Genomic DNA, 21,665 nt, shown 5'->3' with positions numbered 1-21,665 from the left:
TGCTTTATCTATGCCAATGAGTATATTCAGGAGTTCTGCGCGGCAACCAATGCTGATTTGCTTAAGAGTGGTTACTTTTCGGCATGAGGCACAATTGAAGTGCGGGAATTACTCCTGGTTGTAGAGTTCCTGCAGGTAGTTCCAGAACTGATTGGCAGCACTGCAGGCAGGTTGGTGCAGACGATAGAGACGGATGCTCAGATCCAGGCTGTGCAGCGGTTCATCCAGAATCACCAACTGACCACGTTCCAGTTCAGGACGGATCAGACTGCGCGGCAACCACGCCATACCATAGCCGTTCAACACCAGTGCTTTTAGAGCTTCTGATAAGGCATTTTCGCAGGCCAGATGAATATCCAGCTCGGGCGGCAGACGTGACAGACACTCCCGCTGTAACAAACGGCCAAAGAAGGACTCCGCCGGATGACCCAGCAGCTTCAGTGGTTCGCCCTCAACAATGGCGTGCAGAGGCAGCCCCCCTTCATTCACACCCGATACGGGCACCAGTTCATCGACACCCACTTGCAGGCTTTCTACATCATCACGTTGTAATTGGCTGAAAATATCGGATGAGGCATAACACAGTAGGAAGTCGCCGTTGCCAGAAAGGAAGGCTTCCACATTATCGTGCAGATTGCCGGATTCCACTTTGATTAACGCACCATCGGTGAGCGCTTCCAGTGTTTTCATCCACGGAGGGAAAAAAGAAACGGCCAGTGCGTGCTGCGCCACAATTAAGAGTTGTTCCCGCGCCGATTGGATATCCCGCATCTGATTGCGCACCGCGTAGGTCTGGCTAATCAGCTGGCGCGCATGATCTGCAAAGGCTTCCCCCGCCGGAGTTAGCGTGGTGGGGTATTTATCGCGATCCACCAAGCTGACACCCAGCCAGTTTTCCAACGAGCGAATGCGCCGACTGAACGCCGGTTGGGTCACAAACCGAGACTCCGCTGCCTTTGAAAAGCTGCCCTGTTCCACCAGCGCAACAAAGTCTTTTAACCATTTCAGTTCCATCAATGCACCCGTCCATACCGCTTGAATTCAGGACTGTAAATCACCCATGCCGAAAAGTAACCGCCTTCTCTAAAAATAGCATTGGTCTGTTGCGACGCCCTACTCCTACTATCTAACCATCAAGGGGCTATACCGGTTAAGACCCGTCCACACTAAAGTACGAAGAATAAGAATGAAGGATGTGCCAATGGAATATCTGAAAAGATCCACCGCTCCGGTCGCTGAAAACGACGAACGTATCCACCAGACTGTGAAGCAGATGCTGGCGCGTATTGAAGCCGACGGTGAAAGTGCGGTGCGCGAATACGCTGCACAGTTTGATAACTGGCAGGGAGATTTCATCCTCTCTGACGAAAAACGTGCTGAACTGATCGCACAAGTACCCGAACAGACCAAACTGGATATTCAGTTCGCCTATAAACAGGTGAAAACCTTTGCCGAAGCACAACGCGCCAGCCTGACTGAGTTTGAGATTGAATCCGCACCGGGCGTTAAACTGGGTCAGAAAGTTATTCCGGTTAACTGTGCAGGTTGTTATGTCCCAGGCGGACGCTATTCCCATGCGGCATCCGCGTTGATGAGCATCGCCACTGCGAAAGTCGCGGGTGTAGAAACCATCGTTGCGTGCTCACCACCAAAAGATGGCAGCATCCATCCGGCGATTGTCTACGCGATGGATCTGGCCGGTGCCGACATCATTCTGGAGATGGGCGGTGTCCATGCAGTAGCAACCATGGCTAAAGGCCTGTTTACCGGCGTGTCCGCGGATATTCTGGTCGGACCGGGTAACGGTTATGTGGCCGAAGCCAAACGTCTGCTGTTCGGGGAAGTTGGTATCGATGTATTCGCCGGCCCTACCGAATCCGCCATCATCGCAGATGACAGTGCCGACCCGATGACCATCGCGGTGGATCTGGTCTCTCAGGCTGAACACGGTTACGACTCTCCAGTCTGGCTGTTTACCACCAGCCGTCGTATTGGTGAGCAAGTGGCTGAGTTGATGCCAAAAGTGGCTGCCGACATGCCCAATCAGGAGGTTGTACAATCCGCGTGGGATAATCATGGCGAAATCATCTTCTGCGAAACTCGCGAAGAGTGTGTACGTGTGAGCGACGAATACGCCTCTGAACACCTACAGGTCATTGCCGATGATCTGGACTGGTGGCGCGATACTCTGAAGAACTACGGCTCTCTGTTCCTCGGTGAAGGTGCGACCGTGACCCATGGCGACAAGTGCTCCGGCACCAACCACATCCTGCCCACCAAACGGGTTGCCCGTTACAGTGGCGGTTTGAACGTACATAAATTCCTGAAGATCCTGACCTATCAAGCGATCAGCAAAGAGGCGAATCTTGAATTCAGTGCTGCCGGTTCCCGTATCTCCCGTGCGGAAGGGATGGAAGGTCATGCGCGTGCCTGCGATTGGCGCTTGCGTAAGTACTTCCCTGATCAGGAGTGGGATTTCCATGTGTATGATCAGAAGCGTTACGACTGAGGACAGCAGACAATGAAACAGTTTACGAAGTCATTCACGCAGCAGGAATCGATCCCTGACACAGGTATCGAGGCGGCGGTTGAGGTGATGCGTAGCGGTCGTCTGCACCGCTACAACACCCTACCCGATGAAAAGAGCGAAACCGATCTGCTGGAGCTGGAGTTCGCCGAATATATGGGCGTGCCTTATGCGCTGGCATGCTCCTCCGGCGGTTACGCACTGCATGTGGCCATGCGTGCTGCGGGTGTAGAAGCAGGCGACAAGGTGCTGTGTAACGCGTTTACGCTAGCCCCGGTCCCCGGCGCGATCCACAACAGTGGTGCGGTGCCGGTATTGATCGATGTAGCAGAAGACTACTGCATTGATCTGGATGACCTGGAACAGAAAGCAGAGGCCAGCGGCGCGAAATATCTAATGCTGTCCCATATGCGGGGGCATCTGGCAGACATGGATCGCATCATGGCGATCTGTGAACGCTATAACCTCTTTCTGATCGAAGATTGCGCGCATACGATGGGCGCCAGCTGGAACGGCAAAAAAAGCGGGACCTTTGGTGATGTTGCCTGTTTTAGCACCCAGACCTACAAACACATCAACTCCGGTGAAGGTGGTTTCCTGACCACCCGCCACCCTGAAGTGATGGCGCGGGCGATCATGCACTCCGGTTCGTACATGCTGTTTGAACGCCACTTTGCCGCACCACCCAAAGAGGTGTTTGAGCAGATCCGTTATGAGACGCCAAACTACAGCGGACGTATGGATAACCTGCGTGCAGCGATTCTTCGTCCGCAACTGGCCGATCTGGAAACCCAGTGCGAACGCTGGAACAGCCGCTACCGTATTCTGGAAACACTCTTTAACCAGAGCAGTGCGATCAACATTCCGGCACGGCCTGACGCAGAACACTTTGTCGCCAGTTCCATCCAGTTCTCCCTGCCCGGATTTACCGCGGATGAGATTCAGGACGTGGTGAAACGATGCGGTGAACGTGGGGTGATCCTAAAATGGTTTGGCGATGATATCCCGCGGGATTACACCAGCCGATACGATAGCTGGCGCTATATCGAAGATATGCCGCAGTTACCTAAGACCGAAAAGATACTATCGACTCTGCTGGACATGCGCATCCCACTGACCTTCAGTGAAGATGACTGCACGTTGATCGGGGAGATTATCGTGGAGGTTGTAAACGGCTAATCCATGCCGGGGCATGTCGTGTTCGTCACGCATGCCCCGTTTAACTTAACTTACAGCTTTTTCTGATCTATTAAAGCGCTGAGTGGCTTGCAGCTCTACCGTCGTACCTGCTGCGCCTGCGCCCAATTTAAACTGGTTAACCAGCCCTTCAAGCTGATGGCAAAGATCAACCAACTGATTGTTGACCCGACGCGCATCAACAGTACCGTTTGCCGTATCATCGGCGATCTGATCCATATGCACCACTCGCTCATAAATGCCTTCGGCCGTGCTCGCTTGCCGTTCCGAAGCTTCAGCAATGTGAATGTTCATCTCCGCGAGAATACTCATTGCGTCAGTAATGCGCTGGAAGTATTCCCCTGTGTGTTTCACATGTTCCACACCTTTATCTGCGCTCTTTTTACCCGCATTCATCACAGTAACTGAGTGACGCGCCTGGTGCTGCAATTCATCGATGATGTCATGTATCTGTTGAGTCGAACTCTGGGTACGTGCAGCGAGGTTTCTCACCTCATCAGCAACCACGGAGAAACCACGTCCAGCGTCACCAGCACGGGCGGCTTCAATAGCTGCATTCAGCGCCAGTAAGTTAGTTTGCTCAGCGATCCCCTGTATCACCTCAAGCACAGTACTGATCGACTTACTTTGCTCATTCAGCTTTTCAATGACATCCGCCGCATTCGCCACTTCGTGCGACAGGCTCTCGATCACATTAACCGTCTTATCCGTTACGGCCATGCCTTCATTGATTTCGCGATAAGCATGCTCTGAGGCCACACGTGCTTCAGACGTGCTAGTCGCAATGGATTGAACTGATGCAGTCAGTTCTTCAATGGCAATCTTCGCCGCATGACTATCTTCGTGCTGGCGATCCGCACCCGCGGTGGTTTTATCAACACTTTGTGAAACACACACAGTGGCATCATCAATCACGCGGGTTGTTTTAGCCACGCTACTAACCACAGCATGAATCTTTTCCAGAAAGCTATTCAATCGCCGTTCCAGCGTCGCAATCTCATCATTGGTGCGCACCGTGAGCTTAACGGACAGGTCTCCACGTCCGTCTGCCAAGGCACCAATATGATCCGTCATCTCACGAATAGGTTTGACCAGCGAGCCAGCCAGCAGATACGCAACGATAACAACAAGAATGGCAGATACAATAATCTCCATCATCAAATCCATACGCATCGCAGCAACGGGGGCCAAGGCTTCCGCTTCATCCATCTCAGACATCATCGCCCAGGTAATGTCTTTAATTTTGATTGGCGTGAATGACGACAACACCCGATTTCCGTTGTAATCAATCACAATACGCGTATCGGTTTCTCCTGCTAATGCCGCATTACTTGCATCGGTATCCACACTGCCTTTTTCTGGGTTCGCAAACGACGCCAGTACCGTATGGTTAATTGGATCGAGGTAGGAATCTGACCGCATCAATTTGTCGGGTCCGACAAGATAGGTTTCGCCCGTCTCACCTAAACCTGCCCGTTCTTTCATCGCATCATTCAGGTGATCGATAGAGAGCTGCAATACAACAACCATCTCAAGAGTGCCGGTTTTATCCAGTATTGGCTGTCCTATAAATGCTGCCGGTGCATTTTGGGAAGGCGCATACGAGGCAAAATCAACAATTTCAGACCGGTGGCTTTTCGTAATCTTGCGATACAGCTTAGCCAGATTGGAATTTGCATACGGGCCGCTGGCTAAGCTTGTTTGATAATCCGGTTCACGCTCCACAGAGTAAAAAATGTAGCCATCAGCGTTGATCAGAAAGAGATCATAATACTCTTCCAACTCTTTAAACTGGGTATAAAACGCATGCGCGTCTGCATCGACCTTATCCAGATCCATACGACCGTTGTGGACTTGCAGGTGTGTTGTTGCTGAAGCCAATATCGCCAGATCAGCAAAGCGCTCGGTAAAGTAGTCATCCAACAAGCGCTTTTTAAGCTCTCTGATACTTGTTAGCTGTTGGTAACCCTGCTGCTCCAGCGACCTAGCAGTATCAACACTACTGATCCACATAGCGACAAATAAAGGTACGATGCCCATGAACAGAAGCGCGATGAGTAACTTTTGACGGATATTAAGGGCACGGAACATGCACTACCTCCCTGTTATTGATGTAAATCCTTCTCTATTAACAGGTAACACTAGTCGTGCACCAGAATTGTGCAAGTCGTCTATCCAATAAATCGACCTTTACTAACAAGTCTGTTTTTCGCTATTGCACAAAAGGCGTATATCCAATCCTAAAAAACAGAATTAGAACGCAGATTATTGAAAACAAGGCAGCCCCTGCAAACTCAATCCCTCTCTCCTGTATATATACGCGCTCGTTGGTTTTCCAAAACAAAGCAGCTTTCTGAACGATTCCCAAAAAACACTAAAAAATATTGCACAAAATTCTTTCCCATGTGATCTGTACAAATTTTAACCACGTATGGGTAAGTAACTCTCAGGACAACTCACGAATGGAAACTTGATATAACCCAATATGCGACAGCATCGCGAAAAATGGGAGTAACACCCGTGAAAACAACAATACGTGCAACCATCGCAGCCATCGCTCTATCACTACCTATGGCGACATTAGCCGACGACCATCGAGGTCCAAAAGACAACTACAGCGTTGTTGATGCTGCTCTGGCGGTCAACGGAGAAGGCAGTCCATTTAAAGGCAGCTTTGACACATTGATCGCGCTATTAACCGAAGACGTTCCCGGCCGAGCAGACATCCTTAATGCTCTTGATGGAAAACGCCAATACACTGTGTTTGCCCCCACGGATGACGCTTTTGCCGCGCTGGAACAGACAGTTTTAACGCTGGGTTATTGCAGCCTGGCAGATCTTGACCCACAGGTAGTAAATACTGTGTTGCTGTATCACGTGGCTCACGGGCGCCGTGATTCATCTGATGTACTAGGTTCAAGTCGTATTCGAATGTTGACAGGGGATTTTCTGAAGCACAAATCAGCGGTGTTAACCGACAACCTGATGCGCGATGCCGAGCTCATTCCCGGTGCGCTAGATGTTGAAGCGGATAATGGGATTATTCATGCAATTAAAGCGGTTGTTCTACCAATACTGCCCGATCCGGGTCCCGGCGGCTGTTCTTAATCGCTACGCCCGATAAAGCCCACCCCAGTAGGTGGGCTTTACACGTTACTGCCAGATAAACACCAAGCACGACACAGTCAATCCACCCATAATAAGGTTAAACCAGCGCATTGCTGCAGGTGACGAGAGAAAGCGACCGACCACGGTGCCAAAAGCAGCCCATAGTGAAATGCATGGAAACCCCATCAGCATGAAAATCACCGCTACCCAGAACACCGACATCCAATAGTCATCTCCAGCTAATGTGAATGAACCGATGGCGGTAATCACCATCATCCAGGCTTTGGGGTTCAAAAACTGAAATAACGCACCACCCATCAAACTCATTGGTCGCGCGTCGCTCTCGCCGTCCACCCGCGATGTTTCTGCCGTCGCGATCTTCCACGCTAGATAAACAAGATAAGAGCTGGCGGCAACTTTTAGCGTTGATTGCACCGCCGGATAACGTTCAAAAACCACGCCCAGCCCCGCGGCGACCAGTACATTCATAACCAAAATACCGATCACGATTCCAACCATATGGGGCAGCGTACGCCAGTAACCGAAGTTCGCACCGGATGCTGTCAGCATCACATTATTGGGACCGGGTGTACCGGATGTCACGGTTGCAAACAAAGCAACCGAAAGCATTAACTGTATATCCACTCTGGTAGTCTCCTATGTCGAGAGGTGCATATACAAAGCTGATCCATGTCGTGTTCGAACAATTACATTGTATCGATACAATTTATAAGATAGGCTTCAATTATGCGTTGATTTGTATATTTAAGGGGTACAATCAAAGCTACCAAACAATAAAAACGATGACAAAGGTTTTATTGTCACCATGACAATCCTAGATATCGCACTTTCCGACAATGCAGGCCCACGTTATAAGCAGGTTGCGGATCAATTAGCGACACTGATTGAAAACGGTACGCTGTCAGCCAACGTTCGCTTACCCACTCACCGTGCACTGGCTGATCAGTTGGGTGTCACTGTAGGCACAGTGACCCGTGCATACGCTGAAGCCGAACGAAGAGGGCTCGTCGAAGCCCGCGTTGGCGCAGGCACCTATGTCTGTGCGCGTGAAACCAATCACTGGACCTTCGACACGCCGCACTCTTCACAGCTGGAATGTCATTTCGGATACAACGTCCCTCCCCTATTAGATCGGGCGGATATGCTCAACCGGGCCATGCAAAAGCTGGCTGGTAATCCGGCAACACTTAATCAACTCATGCTGTATCAATTACCCGAAGGCATCATGCAGCACCGTGAAGTCCTCGCACACTGGCTGCAACAGCAAGGTGTCAATCTATCCGCGGACCGGCTGCTTTTCAGTTCAGGTGCTCAACACGCGACCCAAATGGCCCTTGATGCCTATTGCCGTGCCGGTGACACCTTGCTGGTCGAAAAATACAGCTATCCCGGCCTGATCAGCCTTGCGCGACAACACCAATTGAGCCTCAAACCGCTAGAGATGGATGATGAAGGGATCATTCCTGAATCGTTGGATGCGGCTTGCCGCCTATACCAACCTCGTCTGATCTACAGCATGCCCACATTGCAGAATCCGACGACCGCAACCATGAGTCTGGAACGACGTCACGCCATTCTCGACGTATGCCGTAAGCACAACCTCTATCTCATTGAAGATGAGGTGAACGGCCTGCTACCCGAAGAACGCCCCGACCCTTTTGTGAACCTTGATTCTGAACAAGTCATCCATATCGGGGCACTGTCGAAATGTCTGGCACCAGGACTCCGTGTTGGCTACATACAGGTTCCCCAGCGGCTATATGAGCAGATGACTACCACCCTGCAAAATCACAGCTGGATGACCAGCCCTTTGCTGACCGGTATTGCTACGGAATTGATTCAAAGCGGTGATGCGGTAAGAGTCCTGTCGCAAATCCGTAGTGAGATGAAGGTACGTCTGGAGATCACCCGTGAAATATTGGGGGACTTTGATCTGCGTACCAGTGAAAGTTGCTTCCATATTTGGCTGACGCTGCCAGAGCACCTGCGCCTTGGAGAGTTTGTCACAGCCGCAACAGAAAACGGGATCAGTCTGAAATCTGCCGAGCTGTTCGTCCCTCCCGGCGGTGCGGTGCCACCTGCGGTACGACTATCGGTAAGCTCCCCTGCCAACCGCGATATTCTGCGGTCAGGGTTGTTAAAAGTGCGAGAATTGCTGGAACAGGAACCTACCGGCGGCTTTGCTTTATAAACTGCCGTAAGGCTGGGTAGGACAAGAATTAAAAAGCAGTGGAGTACAGAGATCGGCAATCCGTCAGAACCGATGGTTGCCGTCAATATGCAGGTTATTAATTTTTGTTTTGCCCAACACCTTCAGCAGGACGTTTCTAAGAAACCGCAGCATGGGATAAAAAATATAGGATAGGCGTTTGGATCGGAACAGGTAATAGTTAAGCCGATTCAACAGGCCGGAGCGACTGCTGATCAACGCCAGAGCATGAATCGCATCCGATCCGTAATAGATCTGTCCATCCAATTTCAGCACCATACCCTGATCAATATCCAGCCCTAATGCTGTGATCTCTTCCAATTCTTCACTGTTTTCACGGGCATCAATCAGCCGAAGCTTCCCCACTGTTTCCCGTATTCTGACCACCTGGCAATAATTGTCACAGGCCGGACATTCCTTATCATAAATCAGCAATACTTCGTTGTTGCTCATAGCGGCTCTTTCTCCGTCAAGACTCCGATATTGCATCCACTAACGCGGCCAGGGCCTGATCCCCATCTCTGAAAACGGGCCAACCATCACCGGTTAAGACCGCACTGATCCCTTTAATATCCGCGATCCTCATCACCGATGCGACAGCGGTATCAGGATGACTTAGTTTTCCCTGTGGCAGAATACAAAGCTCGCCGCCTTTATGCGCCCGGATCAAATCACCGGTAATCAAGGTATCCCCTTCAACAACAAAGGCCAGCTCACCGGGTGTTTTTGATCCATCTAAGCGATACACATCAAGCCCGCCCAATAGGTCATCCCCCTCGTCCAGCCAGCGGGAACACACAATCGGGAAGCTTTCCTGCTCAGCCATTGGCCCGCATATTTCTGCGCCTGTTATCTGCGCCAACGCTTCAGCAGCACGGATATGATCTGAATTAGAGACCAGAATATGACTGACTTTACCAAGCGATAGCAGATGCGCTTTATCGTGTTCAGATAGCGGCAGCGGATCAAACACTGCATTCCCTTCATCCCTCACCCACAGATAGCTGTGAAAATCGATATTCCGATCTTCATCAAATTCACTCCAGCAATACAGATTATTTTTATGAAGCAGTTTCATAACAATCTCTCAACGGCGTTTGGTGTGTTTGACGGACAGGCACGGGGTATCATCTGCCGTCCCATATCAATTGCATTCGCTAATTATGGTGTACAGCAGAGATAAAGTCAGATGAGGAAACGCTGGCGGGGCCAAGTATGAGAAGGAGATGATGAAGTGAAGGGGTACGAAAGATAGCAGGGCCGGAAATTTCCGACCCTTGAAGAACTTAGGGGACAGATTTATTTTTTACGCGGACGCCCTCTTCCCCTATGTTCGACTCTGATAGAAGTAATACGCTCTATTTTGGAGATGAAAGAGGCTGAGCCCGTTAACTGGTTCCTATTGACTGAGCTACGAATAAAGCTCAGCTCATCGTCTCCGATCCCCTCGGAAACATATGCTTCGTAATTTTCTGGATCGGATAAACCAGATAACGTATCGCAAACGTTACTAAAATGGCTATTCCCTATATGTTCATTGAAACTTGACCAGCGGTAATCTTGCGGTGTAGGGACAATTCCTGCCCGGACCGGATTCAGCTCAATATAACGGGCGCAATTAAATAGGTAAGCGTCACTATCCACGACACTGGACTTGTATCGCCCATCCCACAAGGTGCCATTTCTTAAATATTTTGCATTAAAATACCGCGTTTGCCTTCCTGCTAATCGTTTCATCAGCAGTCCAAGCCCTTCAGATGTTGAGGGCTCTAAAAGAAGGTGGATGTGATTTGTCATAAGACAATACGCATACAACTTCACTCCATACTCACACCGCCAATCTTTAAGAGAAGAGAGGTAATAGGAATAGTCCTCATCTTCAAGAAAGACGGGCTGCTTGTTGTGACCTCGTTGAATGACGTGATGAGGGTATCCTGTAACGACGAGCCGTCCTGACCTGGGCATATTTGTTCCTCCTTGAACACTTTCACCTAAGACATCAAAAGTTATATCACGACCTATCTCGTTATTCTCAAACAAAAAATAAATCTGTCCCCTTTTGTGTTACAAAGAAGCCAGTCACAAACACATAGGGAAATGTCATGTTTGAACCAGGTAGAGAATATCGTCGTCGCAGTGAAATCCACGCTCTATACAATGGACAACAGCAAGGAGGGATTTCTTGTCCGAAAGATCATCCATATATCTTCATTTTTTCTTCTAATACAGGGAAGGATTACGGTTATAAGGATGAGTTTCATGACGATATTTTCTGGTATACCGGGATGGGACAAACTGGGGACATGAAGATGATTTCAGGTAATCGTGAAATACGCGATCATGCTGAAAATGGCAAGACGATCTTTGTATTTGAGCAAACTCGCAAATCATATGTTCGCTTCATCGGCAAAGGTGAATATCTAGGCCATCACGAAGAGACTCGTCCAGATAAAGATGGAATGGATCGCAAAGCGTTTATATTCCATCTGGATATTGATTCATCACCTAATAGCAATACAGTGGAAGAGCATGCTCCCTCATACGCAACGCCTGATATAAAAGCTTTCCCAAAGCTATCACTTAGTCAGCTCAGAGACCTGGCGGTCCGTACAAGCCTGATCCCAAACTCTGAGAAAGAAAAAACGCACATTGCACGGCGACGTTCAGCAGCGCTAAAAATATATGTTCAGAAACGTGCTGAGGGAAAGTGTGAAGGTTGTGGTAGTGACGCGCCTTTTCTATCATCAAAAGGCCCTTTCTTAGAGTGTCATCATCTACATCGCTTAGCAGACGGAGGGCCAGACCACCCACAAAATGTGGTGGCCCTTTGCCCTAACTGTCATCGCAAAGCTCACTACTCTAAAGATGCGCAATCATTCAATGAGAAACTGAAGACCGTCGCCCTTAGAAAGGAGCCTCGATAACCTTTACGACCGTTCTCGTCCTTTGAGTGCTGAATCCAACGTCTGGCTGATCAATGCATTGATCGTCATTGGACCCACACCGCCCGGTACAGGGGTAATAGCCGCAGCACGGTTTTCTAAACCTGTTTTCTCGATATCGCCAATCGCACCCGGATGATAACCAGCGTCGACTACCACCGCGCCATCTTTGATCCATTCGGCTTTGATCAGTTCCGGACGACCGACGGCGCCGACAACGATATCTGCACGCCCCACCTGCTCTGCCAGATCTTCAGTACGGGAATGACAGATCGTCACGGTAGCATTGGCATTCAGCAGCATCGCTGCCATCGGCTTACCCAAAATAGGGCTACGGCCAACAACCACCGCATGCTTACCTTCCATCGGGATATCGTAATGGCGCAGCAAGGTCATGATGCCCGCTGGTGTTGCAGAACCGAATGCAGGTTCACCCATCGCCATGCGGCCGAAACCTTGCGTAGTCACACCATCAACATCTTTTTCGATGGCGATGCTGTCAAAACAAGCGCGCTCATCGATCTGATCCGGTACAGGATGCTGTAACAGGATACCGTTAACGGATGCATCATTGTTCAGACGGTTGATCTCAGCCAACAGCTGCTCAGTGGTGGTGCTGGCAGGCATTTCGATGCTGAGAGAGCCCATCCCGACACGCTTACAGGCATTGATCTTCATCTGCACGTAGGTGGCTGATGCTGGATCGTCACCGACCAAAATCGTTGCCAGCGTTGGTTTACGACCGCCATCTGCGATCAGTTTTTCTACGGAACTGTGCAGTTGTTCTTCGCGGCTTTTCGCCAGTGCTTTACCATCCAGAATCAGGGCGGACATCGATCAAACCTCTTAAGAAAATGTCTTAATTTAACTGTGGTGTAACAAGAGCCGAAAAACTACCTGTTCTTTCAGCTTTTGTATAGGATTCTTGGTTGTTCAAAAGTTAGGGCGAAGCAACTACGTGCCCCGGCCTCAGGGCACCTCCAATATTCTGCAGCAACCAACCAGACACAGAACCTTGGTTAGCCCGGACACGCAGCGCTTCTAATCGTGGCTAGAAATTAGTCCTCTAGCACTTAATTTTTTCCATGGTTGGATCAAATACTGAACGCAGAGACGGTTTCACCGTATAGCGTTCACACTCCACTTCAATTTCGAAGTGAGCGCTGTCCAGCCAATCTTTTACCACACCTTCAGGGCGCTCTACATATCCCATTGCGACAGTCGCGCCAACGGTGTGACAGAACATACCGGCCGTCGTACGACCGACGATTTTGCCATCAGCCCAGATCGGCTCTTCGTGGTAACACAATGGTTCAGGATTCTCGAACACGAAGGCGACAAAACGCTTGGTCAGCGGTCCCTGCGCTTTCTGTTCCAGCAGGGCTTCTTTACCGATAAAACCACCCTCTTTCTCAAAGTCAGACGCGAAGCTCAGGCCTGCTTCCAGCACGGTGTCTTCATCCGTAATGTCGTGTCCCCAGTGACGGTAGCACTTCTCCATACGCAGAGAGTTCATGGTGTGATAGCCGTATGGACGGATACCAAACTCTTCACCCGCTTCCATCACTGCATCGTAGACGCTTGGCGCATATTCAGTCGGGATATACAGCTCCCAACCCAGCTCACCCACGTAAGTAATACGTGACGCTCGAACCATCGCATAGTGCATGTCAATCTCACGGGAGGTCGCAAACGGGAACCCTTCATGAGACAGATCAGCCTTAGTGATTTTGCTTAACGTTTTACGCGCATTCGGTCCCATCACGGTCACCACCGCGTACGCAGAGGTCATATCCGTCAGGACAACCATGTGGTCTTCTTTGTGCCGGCGTAACCAGTCCATATCGCGGGTCTGACACGCCACACCGGATACCACTAGGTAACGGTCATCTGCCAGACGGGTCACGGTCACATCGGCTTCAATACCACCGCGCTCGTTCAACCACTGGGTGTAGACCATCTTGCCAACAGGTACGGCCACATTGTTACTACAGATGCGGTTGAGGAATTTTTCCGCATCCGGGCCTTCGACCTGATACTTACAGAAAGAAGACTGGTCCATCACACCCACGCTGTTGCGTACGGCTTCATGTTCAGCTTTGTTGTTGCCGAACCAGTTCTGGCGACCAAAGGAGTATTCGTACTCCGGCGTCTGACCTTCATCGGCGAACCAGTTCGCACGTTCCCAGCCATTCTCGGAACCAAATACTGCGCCCTGTGCTTTCAGCTGATCATGCAAAACAGAGCGGCGTACGCCACGGGCGGTTTTGAACTGCTTAAATGGGAAATGGGTTTCATACAGCAGACCCAGCGACTCAGTGGTACGGTCGTAGAGGTAATCCTGCGTCCCCTGGAACGGCATATTACGACGAATATCCACATCCCACAGATCACGTGGTGCATGACCTTTATGGATCCACTCCGCCAGCATCTTACCAGCGCCGCCCGCTGACTGGATACCCACTGAGTTAAAGCCCGCTGCAACAAAGTAGTTACGCAGCTCTGGTGCCTCACCCAGGTGATAACGGTCATCCGGCGTAAACGCTTCAGGACCGTTAAAGAACACCTGCAGACCGGTCTGCTCCAACAGCGGCACACGATGCATCGCAGCTTCGAGATACGGCTCGAGATGCTCAAAATCGTCTGGCAGCTGATCGAAATGGAAATCTTCCGGAATACCTTTCATACCCCAAGGCTTAGCGCCCGGTTCAAACATACCGACTAGCAACTTGCCCGCATCTTCTTTGTAGTAGCAGTAACCGTCCATATCACGCAGAGTTGGCAAACCGTGTTGCAAGTCCGGCATATTTTCGGTCACAACATAGAAGTGCTCAGCCGCATGCAGAGGTACGTTTACACCCGCTTTACGGCCGAATTCCCGCGCCCACATACCGGCACAGTTCACGACATATTCGGCGTCAATATCGCCCAACTCGGTAACAACACCCGATGCTTTACCATCGCGTGTTTTGATATCCAGTACTTTGCAGTTTTCAAAGATCTGAGCGCCGCCCATGCGAGCGCCTTTTGCCAGTGCCTGCGTCACATCAACCGGGCTGGCCATACCGTCCATCGGCAGATGAATCGCACCTAACAGATCATCGGTGTTCAGCAGCGGCCACATCTCTTTGGCCTGCTCTGGTGAGATCACATCACACGGGAAACCCGCAACTTTCGCCATCGACGCGCCGCGTTTCAGTTCCGCCAGACGTTCTTTATTAGTCGCTACTGTCAGCGAGCCGTTACGTACAAACCCTGTGGCTTGTCCGGTTTCGGCTTCCAGCTGTTCGTACAGGCTGGCGCTGTAGTTGGCCAGCATGGACATGTTGTAGGTTGCGCGCAGTGTCGGTACCAGACCGGCCGCGTGCCAAGTTGTACCGCATGTGAGCGTACGACGCTCCAGTAGCACGACATCGGTAAAACCCAGTCTGGTCAGGTGGTATGCCACGCTGCAGCCGATTACGCCGCCGCCGACAATGACCACCTGTGCAGATGTTGGTAGTTGCTTCGTCATTATTATTCTCCACAATCCCGCGCCCTGACACGGGAACTATGCTTGCTATATCTATTAACTGAAGATAACCGTTTTGTTTCCGTGCACCAGAATACGGTCTTCCAAATGGGCACGCAGACCACGGGCCAATACGGTTTTCTCGACATCCTTACCCAGACGGACCAGATCATCGACCTTGTCGCTGTGGCTAACACGGACTACGTCCTGATCAATAATCGGGCCTTCATCGAGCTGTTCAGTCACGTAATGGCAGGTTGCACCAATCAGTTTCACACCACGGCGGGACGCCTGATGGTAAGGTTTCGCGCCTATAAACGATGGCAGGAAACTGTGGTGGATGTTGATGACCTTATGACGCAACTTTTCACATAACGCTTGCGGCAGAATCTGCATGTAGCGAGCGAGTACCACACAATCAGCTTTGTACTCGTCCACCAGCTGTTCAACCTGAGCGAAGCCCGGTGCTTTGTTGTCTTTCTCGATCACCACGTGATGGAACGGGATGCCGTACCATTCAACCAGCCCGCGCATATCTTCATGATTGGAGATCACGCACGGAATGTCGCAGTCCAGATCACCACTCTTCCAACGGTCCAACAGATCAGATAGGCAGTGACTGCCCTTACTGGCCATAATGACAACCTGCTTCTTTTCAGTTGTATCGATCAATCGCAGATTAAGCTTGAGTTCGTCTTTCAGAGATTCAAACTGACGGCGCAACTCATCGATGCCACACGGTAATGAGTCACCCTGAATTTCAAAGCGAGAGAAGAACCAGTTACTTTCTTCATCGGAGTGATGCGCTGCTTCAGAGATCCATCCCCCATTACGGGTAATCACTTCTCCGGCACGTGTGACAATGCCCACCTGATCGGGGCAATCCAATATCAGTCGAAAATTGCGGCTCATGATATTTATCCTTCAGACCTGTCGTCTCACCTGACGAACGCGGGTCTTAATCTGCGAATTGTTATTATGGGTGCCCGCTGATGACCTCAGTCATCATCCGGGCACGGCGTACAACAGGAGGCTTAACCCAGCGCTTTTTCAAGCTCTGGCAATACCTCGAACAGGTCAGCGACCAGACCAAAATCAGCCACGTTAAAGATCGGAGCTTCTTCATCTTTGTTGATCGCAACGATGACCTTGGAATCTTTCATACCGGCCAGATGCTGAATTGCACCTGAGATACCCACAGCGATGTAGAGATCCGGTGCCACGATCTTGCCGGTCTGACCGACCTGCATATCGTTGGACACGAAACCGGAATCAACTGCCGCACGGGACGCGCCCACAGCCGCACCCATTTTGTCTGCCACCGCTTCCAGCAATGGGAAGTTATCGCCGCTCTGCATGCCACGACCACCCGAGATAATAATGCGTGCGGAGGTCAGCTCAGGACGTTCGGAAACACTCAACTCTTCACCTATAAAGGAAGAGAGACCGCTCGCACTCGTCGTTTCCAGGTTAATCGCTTCTGCACTACCACCCGTCTCCGCCACCGCAGCAAACGCAGTGGAACGTACCGTGATGACCTTCAGCGCATCGCTGCTCTGAACCTTAGCCAGTGCATTACCCGCGTAGATCGGACGTATAAAGGTATCGGCAGATACAACTTCTGTAATTTCGGAGATCTGCGCCACATCCATCAATGCTGCAACACGAGGCATCAGGTTCTTACCCATTGTCGTCGCAGATGCCAGCAAGTGACCGTATTCACCCCCGCGCAACTGATCGATCAGTACATTCGCTACATCTTCCGGTAGCTGATGGGCCAAACTCTCAGCATCGGCAACCATAATGCGGTCTACGTCCGGAAGGGCTGCGGCCTGCTCTACAACGGCATTGCACGCCTGACCACAGATGATCAGTTCAATCGCACCACCGCTTTGAGCTTTCACTTCTACGGCAGCCTGTAGCGTGTTCAGCGTCGCCGCTTTCAGCTGGCTGTTGTCATGTTCTGCAACAACCAGAATTGCATTACCTGCGCCCATTACAGCACCCCCGCATCGTTTTTCAGTTTCTCGACCAGCTCAGAGACAGAGCCTACTTTTATACCCGCCGCGCGTTCTGGTGGGTTAGTCACTTCCAGCACGGTCAGACGCGGACTGATATCAATGCCAAGGTCTTCCGGCGTCTGAGTTTCCAGCGGTTTACGCTTCGCTTTCATGATATTTGGCAGTGATGCGTAACGCGGTTCGTTCAGGCGTAGATCGGTTGTCACAACAGCCGGAAGCTTCAGGCTTACCTTCTGCAATCCACCGTCAATTTCACGGGTGACTTGCAGTGCATCACCTTCAATAGCGACTTCAGAGGCAAAGGTGCCTTGTGGCATACCCGTCAGCGCAGCCAGCATCTGGCCCGTCTGATTATTGTCACCATCAATAGACTGTTTACCCAGAATCACCATGCCTGGCTGCTCCTGATCAACAACTGCTTTTAGCAGCTTGGCAACAGCCAGCGGTTCAGGGGATTCATCCGTCTTGATCTGCAGGGCACGATCGGCACCCAGCGCCAGTGCCGTGCGCAGCTGTTCCTGACAGGTATCAGGACCAATGCTGACGACCAGCACTTCACTCGCGTGGCCTTTTTCCTTCAATCGGATAGCTTCTTCAATAGCGATTTCACAAAACGGGTTGATGGCCATTTTGATATTCGCCAGCTCAACTGCCGAGTTATCGGCTTTCACACGGACTTTGACGTTGGCATCAACAACCCGCTTTATAGCAACCAGTACTTTCATCACTACCTCGTGATATTTGGATTACTTTTTCATCTTAAATGAAATTTTTATTATTTATTTCACATTAATGATTAAATTTATCCACCCGCACTGTCAATGAATTTATTTAAATAGTTTTGACTGAATGACTGCCGCACTGTTTTGGGGCAGAAGGAAAAAAGAAACATGACGATGGCGCGCTCAATACATCACCCAAGGAAAAGACGTTTTTTCCAACCGTCTAAACAGATTCGAATCCAACATGCTTTCCGCTGATCAATTAATAATCAGAGCATCAAGATTTATTACCTGTTAGAAAAACTAACATCTAAAAAGAAATACTCAATTGTCCCCCTCCTCATTCCCTTGCAGTATCGAAAGAAGGGCACCGAAGCATACGTTCTCAAGTTCGCTCACCACGAACCGGACACACTAAAAATAAGAATTCGCATATGCGATGCAGAGGTAATTATGAAAGTGACCGTTACGAATATCTTTAAGGCCGTTGTTTTAACGTCTTCAGCATTCGCGGCAAGCACTGCGCTCGCAGGAGATAAACCTGACACTGTTACCGTAGGGTATTTTCTCGAATGGCCGACTGCCAACCAGATCGCTCAGGTAGAAAAAACGTACGACAAGGTCATGGGTGTCAACATGGAGTGGCGTGCATTTGACTCTGGCACCGCAATGTCAGCAGCTATGGCGTCCGGCGATGTAGACATGGCTTACTCACAGGGACTCGTGCCGTTTACCGTAGCGGTATCACAGGGCTTACCTATCACCATGGTAGGGATCGCCGTGTCCTATGCAGAGAATGACAACTGTGTTGTCAGCGAAAAATCCGGCATTACTCAGGCAAACGCGAAAGAACTGGAAGGCAAAAAAGTCGCTGTACCGTTCGGTACAGTTGCGCATTACAAAATGCTGAAAGTGATGAGCCACCTGAATGTCGACAGCACGAATATCCACCTGCTGGATATGGCACCGGCTGACAGTGCCGCCGCGATTGCACGTGGTGACGTTGCCATGGCCTGTGGTTGGGGTGGTGCGCTGCGCCGCATGAAGGCGTACGGCGATGTATTGATGAGCGCAGAAGACCAGGAAAAGATCGGTATTCGCGTATTTGATGTCATCTCCGTCAACAACAAGTTCGCGAAAAAGCATCCTGAACTTGTGACTCAGTTCCTTAAAGTGACTAACGACTCCAACAGCTCCTTCCTTCAAAACCCAGAGAAATACCAGCCCGTTATTGCTAAGGCGTCCGGCCTGAATCTAGACGATTCCAATCAGGTACTCGCATTGTTCGACTTCCCTCTCAAAGATGCACAGCTATCGTCTGACTGGATGGGCGGTACGGTTCAAAGCTACACCAAAGAAGTGGCTGATTTCTTTGTACTGCACAAACAGATTCCAAAAGCATTGCCTGATTACAGCGCAAGCATCGACAGCAGCTTTTACCAGAAAGTGGATTAACACGTACTCAATCTGAGCCGTCGGGTAAGGCGCACCAGTCGCCCTGCCCGGCATCCATTTTTGTGTTTTCAATTTTCTGGTTTGTAAGGATTTAGCTATGTCAGATCTCGTTGTGAATGACGTATCCATGGTGTTCGACACACCCAATGGCGAACAGGTGCAGGCGCTGCATGACGTCTCTTTCTCATTAAAACAGGGAGAGTTGTTATCCATCCTTGGCCCATCCGGCTGCGGTAAAAGTACGTTGTTGAATATCATTGCGGGCTTTCTTGCGCCCACAAAAGGCACTGTGGCGCTGGCCTCTACGGAGCTTCATGGTCCCGGTTCAGATCGCGGCATGGTGTTTCAGCAAGGCGCTCTATTCGAGTGGCTCACGGTGGCCGAAAACATCAGTTTTGGTCCCCAGATGAAAGGCATGCCAAAGGAAAAGATCGATGAAACTGTCGACCATCTTTTGCAGACTGTCGGTCTGCAGGACTTCGGTGACAAACCGATCTATGAACTGTCCGGCGGTATGCAACAACGCGTTGCGCTCGCCCGGTGTCTGGCCAATGACCCCGACGTTATCCTGATGGATGAGCCGCTGGGTGCACTGGATGCCCTGACGCGTGAAAAGATGCAAAGTCTGGTTCTGAAACTCTGGAAAGAGACAGGGAAGACCATCATTCTGATCACCCACAGTGTTGAAGAAGCGCTGTTCTTAGGTGAAAAACTGTTTGTGATGGCGCCCCGACCGGGCCGTATCAAAAAGCAATATTCTCTACCCTTTGCCGACGCTGGCCTTACCCAAAACCCTCGTGACATAAAAGCGTCTCCTGAATTCATCTCTACCCGTGAAGAGGTTCTATCGATGATCTGGGAGATGGAAGAGGAAATTATGGGTCTGGCTACCGGTACAGGAGGTTAAACAATGACACTTATACAAACACTTAAGCATAAAATTGGTTTCGGTACGGACGGCCTGACTAAACGTAAGACCGTAACGTTTGGTGATACCACCGCCGTATCCGATGGCCGGATGTGGAGTTTTCTCTCCGTATTTGTGCTGTCTATTGCCTGGTACCTAGGTAGCGCATTAGAGCTGGTCAACCCTATTTTCTGGCCTGCCCCGTCCGCAGTCTGGGATCAGTTCACGGCAATCTCGCAGGATGGATACCGTAACTTCTCTCTGTGGGAGCATATCTGGGCCAGCCTCTACCGAATTTTTGTCGGCTTCGCGCTGGGCTGCCTGATCGGTATTCCACTGGGCTTTGCAATGGGTCTATCTGAACTCATGCGCGGTTGGTTTGATCCGATTGTCGAGTTCTTCCGTCCGATCCCACCCTTGGCATTTATTCCACTGGTGATCATCTGGTCCGGTATCGGTGAACGTTCCAAAATCCTGCTGCTGTTCTTTGCTGCACTCTGGATTATGGTGATCGCGGCCCGTGCCGGGGTCGGTAGTGTAAAACTGTCCAAGATCCATGCTGCTTACTCTTTGGGCGCAACCAAACGCCAGATCCTTATGCATGTCATTCTGCCGAACTCACTGCCTGAGATCTTCACCGGTATGCGCGTTGCGATGGGTATCTGCTGGGGTACCGTAGTTGCGGCGGAGCTGGTGGCCGCTGAATCGGGTGTCGGCTTTATGATTATGGCCGCCAGTAAGTTCCTGGCGACGGACATAGTGGTGCTTGGCGTCATCATCGTAGGTCTGATCGGCTATGCCATCGATATATTGATGCGCAAGCTCGAAGCAAAACTGATTCCGTGGAAAGGCAGAGCCTGATCGTCTCAATTGCATTCGATGGTAAAGGTTTGAAATAGCATCCACGAGTACGCCAGCTTACTGACCTTCCGTAAAGAGCCCAGCCAAATCCGGCCGGGCTCTTTTGTATCTACCATACCGCCCCTTTCCCCACACGACACCGCCTTATTTACGCAGCATTTATACCCAGAGCCACTAAGCTATA

At 50.6% G+C, this 21,665-nt stretch carries 19 protein-coding genes; 8 read left to right on the top strand and 11 right to left on the bottom strand.

All coding sequences use genetic code 11. From position 1 onward, the window contains the following. Positions 1–108 precede the first annotated feature (108 nt). Positions 109–1,014 (bottom strand): LysR family transcriptional regulator, encoded by a 906-nt coding sequence (locus IOQ59_RS13455; protein WP_193953894.1) that lies wholly within the window; start codon positions 1,012–1,014, stop codon positions 109–111. 187 nt (positions 1,015–1,201) lie between these two features. On the opposite strand from IOQ59_RS13455, the gene hisD reads away from it, so the two are divergent. Together hisD and IOQ59_RS13445 are read left to right on the top strand one after the other, a co-directional pair. Beyond that, positions 1,202–2,509 (top strand): histidinol dehydrogenase, encoded by a 1,308-nt coding sequence (hisD, locus tag IOQ59_RS13450; protein ID WP_193953893.1) that lies wholly within the window; start codon positions 1,202–1,204, stop codon positions 2,507–2,509. Positions 2,510–2,521: 12 nt separating this feature from the next. Next, entirely contained in the window at positions 2,522–3,706 is a 1,185-nt protein-coding gene (locus IOQ59_RS13445) for a DegT/DnrJ/EryC1/StrS family aminotransferase (RefSeq protein WP_193953892.1), read from the top strand. A 45-nt stretch (positions 3,707–3,751) separates the two neighbouring features. Here IOQ59_RS13445 and IOQ59_RS13440 read toward each other — a convergent pair whose 3' ends face one another. Beyond that, complete coding sequence (locus IOQ59_RS13440) at positions 3,752–5,815, bottom strand: methyl-accepting chemotaxis protein (protein ID WP_193953891.1); 2,064 nt, start codon at positions 5,813–5,815, stop codon at positions 3,752–3,754. Between the two features lie 429 nt (positions 5,816–6,244). On the opposite strand from IOQ59_RS13440, the gene IOQ59_RS13435 reads away from it, so the two are divergent. Beyond that, complete coding sequence (locus IOQ59_RS13435) at positions 6,245–6,832, top strand: fasciclin domain-containing protein (RefSeq protein ID WP_193953890.1); 588 nt, start codon at positions 6,245–6,247, stop codon at positions 6,830–6,832. Positions 6,833–6,877: 45 nt separating this feature from the next. On the opposite strand, the gene IOQ59_RS13430 is transcribed toward IOQ59_RS13435, so the two are convergent. Then, entirely contained in the window at positions 6,878–7,477 is a 600-nt protein-coding gene (locus IOQ59_RS13430) for a LysE family translocator (protein WP_371871866.1), read from the bottom strand. Positions 7,478–7,658: 181 nt separating this feature from the next. On the opposite strand from IOQ59_RS13430, the gene IOQ59_RS13425 reads away from it, so the two are divergent. Then, on the top strand, positions 7,659–9,044 hold the full coding sequence (locus tag IOQ59_RS13425; protein WP_193953889.1) for an aminotransferase-like domain-containing protein: 1,386 nt from the start codon (positions 7,659–7,661) through the stop codon (positions 9,042–9,044). 63 nt (positions 9,045–9,107) lie between these two features. Here the strand turns inward: IOQ59_RS13425 and IOQ59_RS13420 are convergent, their stop codons facing one another. The 3 genes from IOQ59_RS13420 to IOQ59_RS13410 all read right to left on the bottom strand — a co-directional run bounded on the left by IOQ59_RS13420 (position 9,108) and on the right by IOQ59_RS13410 (position 11,102). Continuing rightward, positions 9,108–9,515, bottom strand: a complete 408-nt coding sequence (locus IOQ59_RS13420) for a DCC1-like thiol-disulfide oxidoreductase family protein (RefSeq protein WP_193953888.1) — start codon at positions 9,513–9,515, stop codon at positions 9,108–9,110. A 16-nt stretch (positions 9,516–9,531) separates the two neighbouring features. Continuing rightward, positions 9,532–10,140: an MBL fold metallo-hydrolase gene (locus IOQ59_RS13415; protein WP_193953887.1), complete on the bottom strand. Its 609-nt coding sequence runs from the start codon at positions 10,138–10,140 to the stop codon at positions 9,532–9,534. Between the two features lie 221 nt (positions 10,141–10,361). Beyond that, entirely contained in the window at positions 10,362–11,102 is a 741-nt protein-coding gene (locus tag IOQ59_RS13410) for a transposase (RefSeq protein ID WP_228050895.1), read from the bottom strand. Between the two features lie 62 nt (positions 11,103–11,164). Here IOQ59_RS13410 and IOQ59_RS13405 point away from each other — a divergent pair, with 62 nt between their 5' ends. Continuing rightward, entirely contained in the window at positions 11,165–11,986 is an 822-nt protein-coding gene (locus IOQ59_RS13405) for an HNH endonuclease (protein ID WP_193953886.1), read from the top strand. A gap of 3 nt (positions 11,987–11,989) precedes the next feature. On the opposite strand, the gene folD is transcribed toward IOQ59_RS13405, so the two are convergent. The 5 genes from folD to IOQ59_RS13380 all read right to left on the bottom strand — a co-directional run bounded on the left by folD (position 11,990) and on the right by IOQ59_RS13380 (position 18,261). After that, positions 11,990–12,838 (bottom strand): bifunctional methylenetetrahydrofolate dehydrogenase/methenyltetrahydrofolate cyclohydrolase FolD, encoded by an 849-nt coding sequence (gene folD, locus IOQ59_RS13400; RefSeq protein ID WP_193953885.1) that lies wholly within the window; start codon positions 12,836–12,838, stop codon positions 11,990–11,992. A gap of 232 nt (positions 12,839–13,070) precedes the next feature. Next, positions 13,071–15,518, bottom strand: a complete 2,448-nt coding sequence (locus IOQ59_RS13395; protein WP_193953884.1) for a GcvT family protein — start codon at positions 15,516–15,518, stop codon at positions 13,071–13,073. A gap of 54 nt (positions 15,519–15,572) precedes the next feature. Next, positions 15,573–16,427: a formyltetrahydrofolate deformylase gene (gene purU, locus IOQ59_RS13390; RefSeq protein ID WP_193953883.1), complete on the bottom strand. Its 855-nt coding sequence runs from the start codon at positions 16,425–16,427 to the stop codon at positions 15,573–15,575. Between the two features lie 122 nt (positions 16,428–16,549). Next, a complete protein-coding gene (locus tag IOQ59_RS13385; RefSeq protein ID WP_193953882.1) occupies positions 16,550–17,512 on the bottom strand; it encodes an electron transfer flavoprotein subunit alpha/FixB family protein in 963 nt (320 codons plus the stop codon). Further along, a complete protein-coding gene (locus IOQ59_RS13380; RefSeq protein ID WP_193953881.1) occupies positions 17,512–18,261 on the bottom strand; it encodes an electron transfer flavoprotein subunit beta/FixA family protein in 750 nt (249 codons plus the stop codon). The genes IOQ59_RS13385 and IOQ59_RS13380 overlap by 1 nt, the downstream gene beginning before the upstream one ends. A gap of 450 nt (positions 18,262–18,711) precedes the next feature. Between IOQ59_RS13380 and IOQ59_RS13375 the strand changes: the two genes are divergently transcribed. The 3 genes from IOQ59_RS13375 (at position 18,712) to IOQ59_RS13365 (ending at position 21,481) form a co-directional block, all read left to right on the top strand. Next, a complete protein-coding gene (locus IOQ59_RS13375; protein WP_193953880.1) occupies positions 18,712–19,713 on the top strand; it encodes a taurine ABC transporter substrate-binding protein in 1,002 nt (333 codons plus the stop codon). A 97-nt stretch (positions 19,714–19,810) separates the two neighbouring features. Beyond that, on the top strand, positions 19,811–20,620 hold the full coding sequence (locus tag IOQ59_RS13370) for a taurine ABC transporter ATP-binding protein (protein WP_193953879.1): 810 nt from the start codon (positions 19,811–19,813) through the stop codon (positions 20,618–20,620). Positions 20,621–20,623: 3 nt separating this feature from the next. Further along, on the top strand, positions 20,624–21,481 hold the full coding sequence (locus tag IOQ59_RS13365) for an ABC transporter permease (protein ID WP_193953878.1): 858 nt from the start codon (positions 20,624–20,626) through the stop codon (positions 21,479–21,481). The last annotated feature ends 184 nt before the right edge of the window (positions 21,482–21,665 follow it).

The organism is Pontibacterium sinense, from assembly GCF_015209595.1.
Classification (GTDB): domain Bacteria; phylum Pseudomonadota; class Gammaproteobacteria; order Pseudomonadales; family Balneatricaceae; genus Pontibacterium; species Pontibacterium sinense.
The sequence above is the reverse complement of the archived record's forward strand: the minus strand, read 5'-3'. Positions and strand labels throughout refer to the sequence as shown.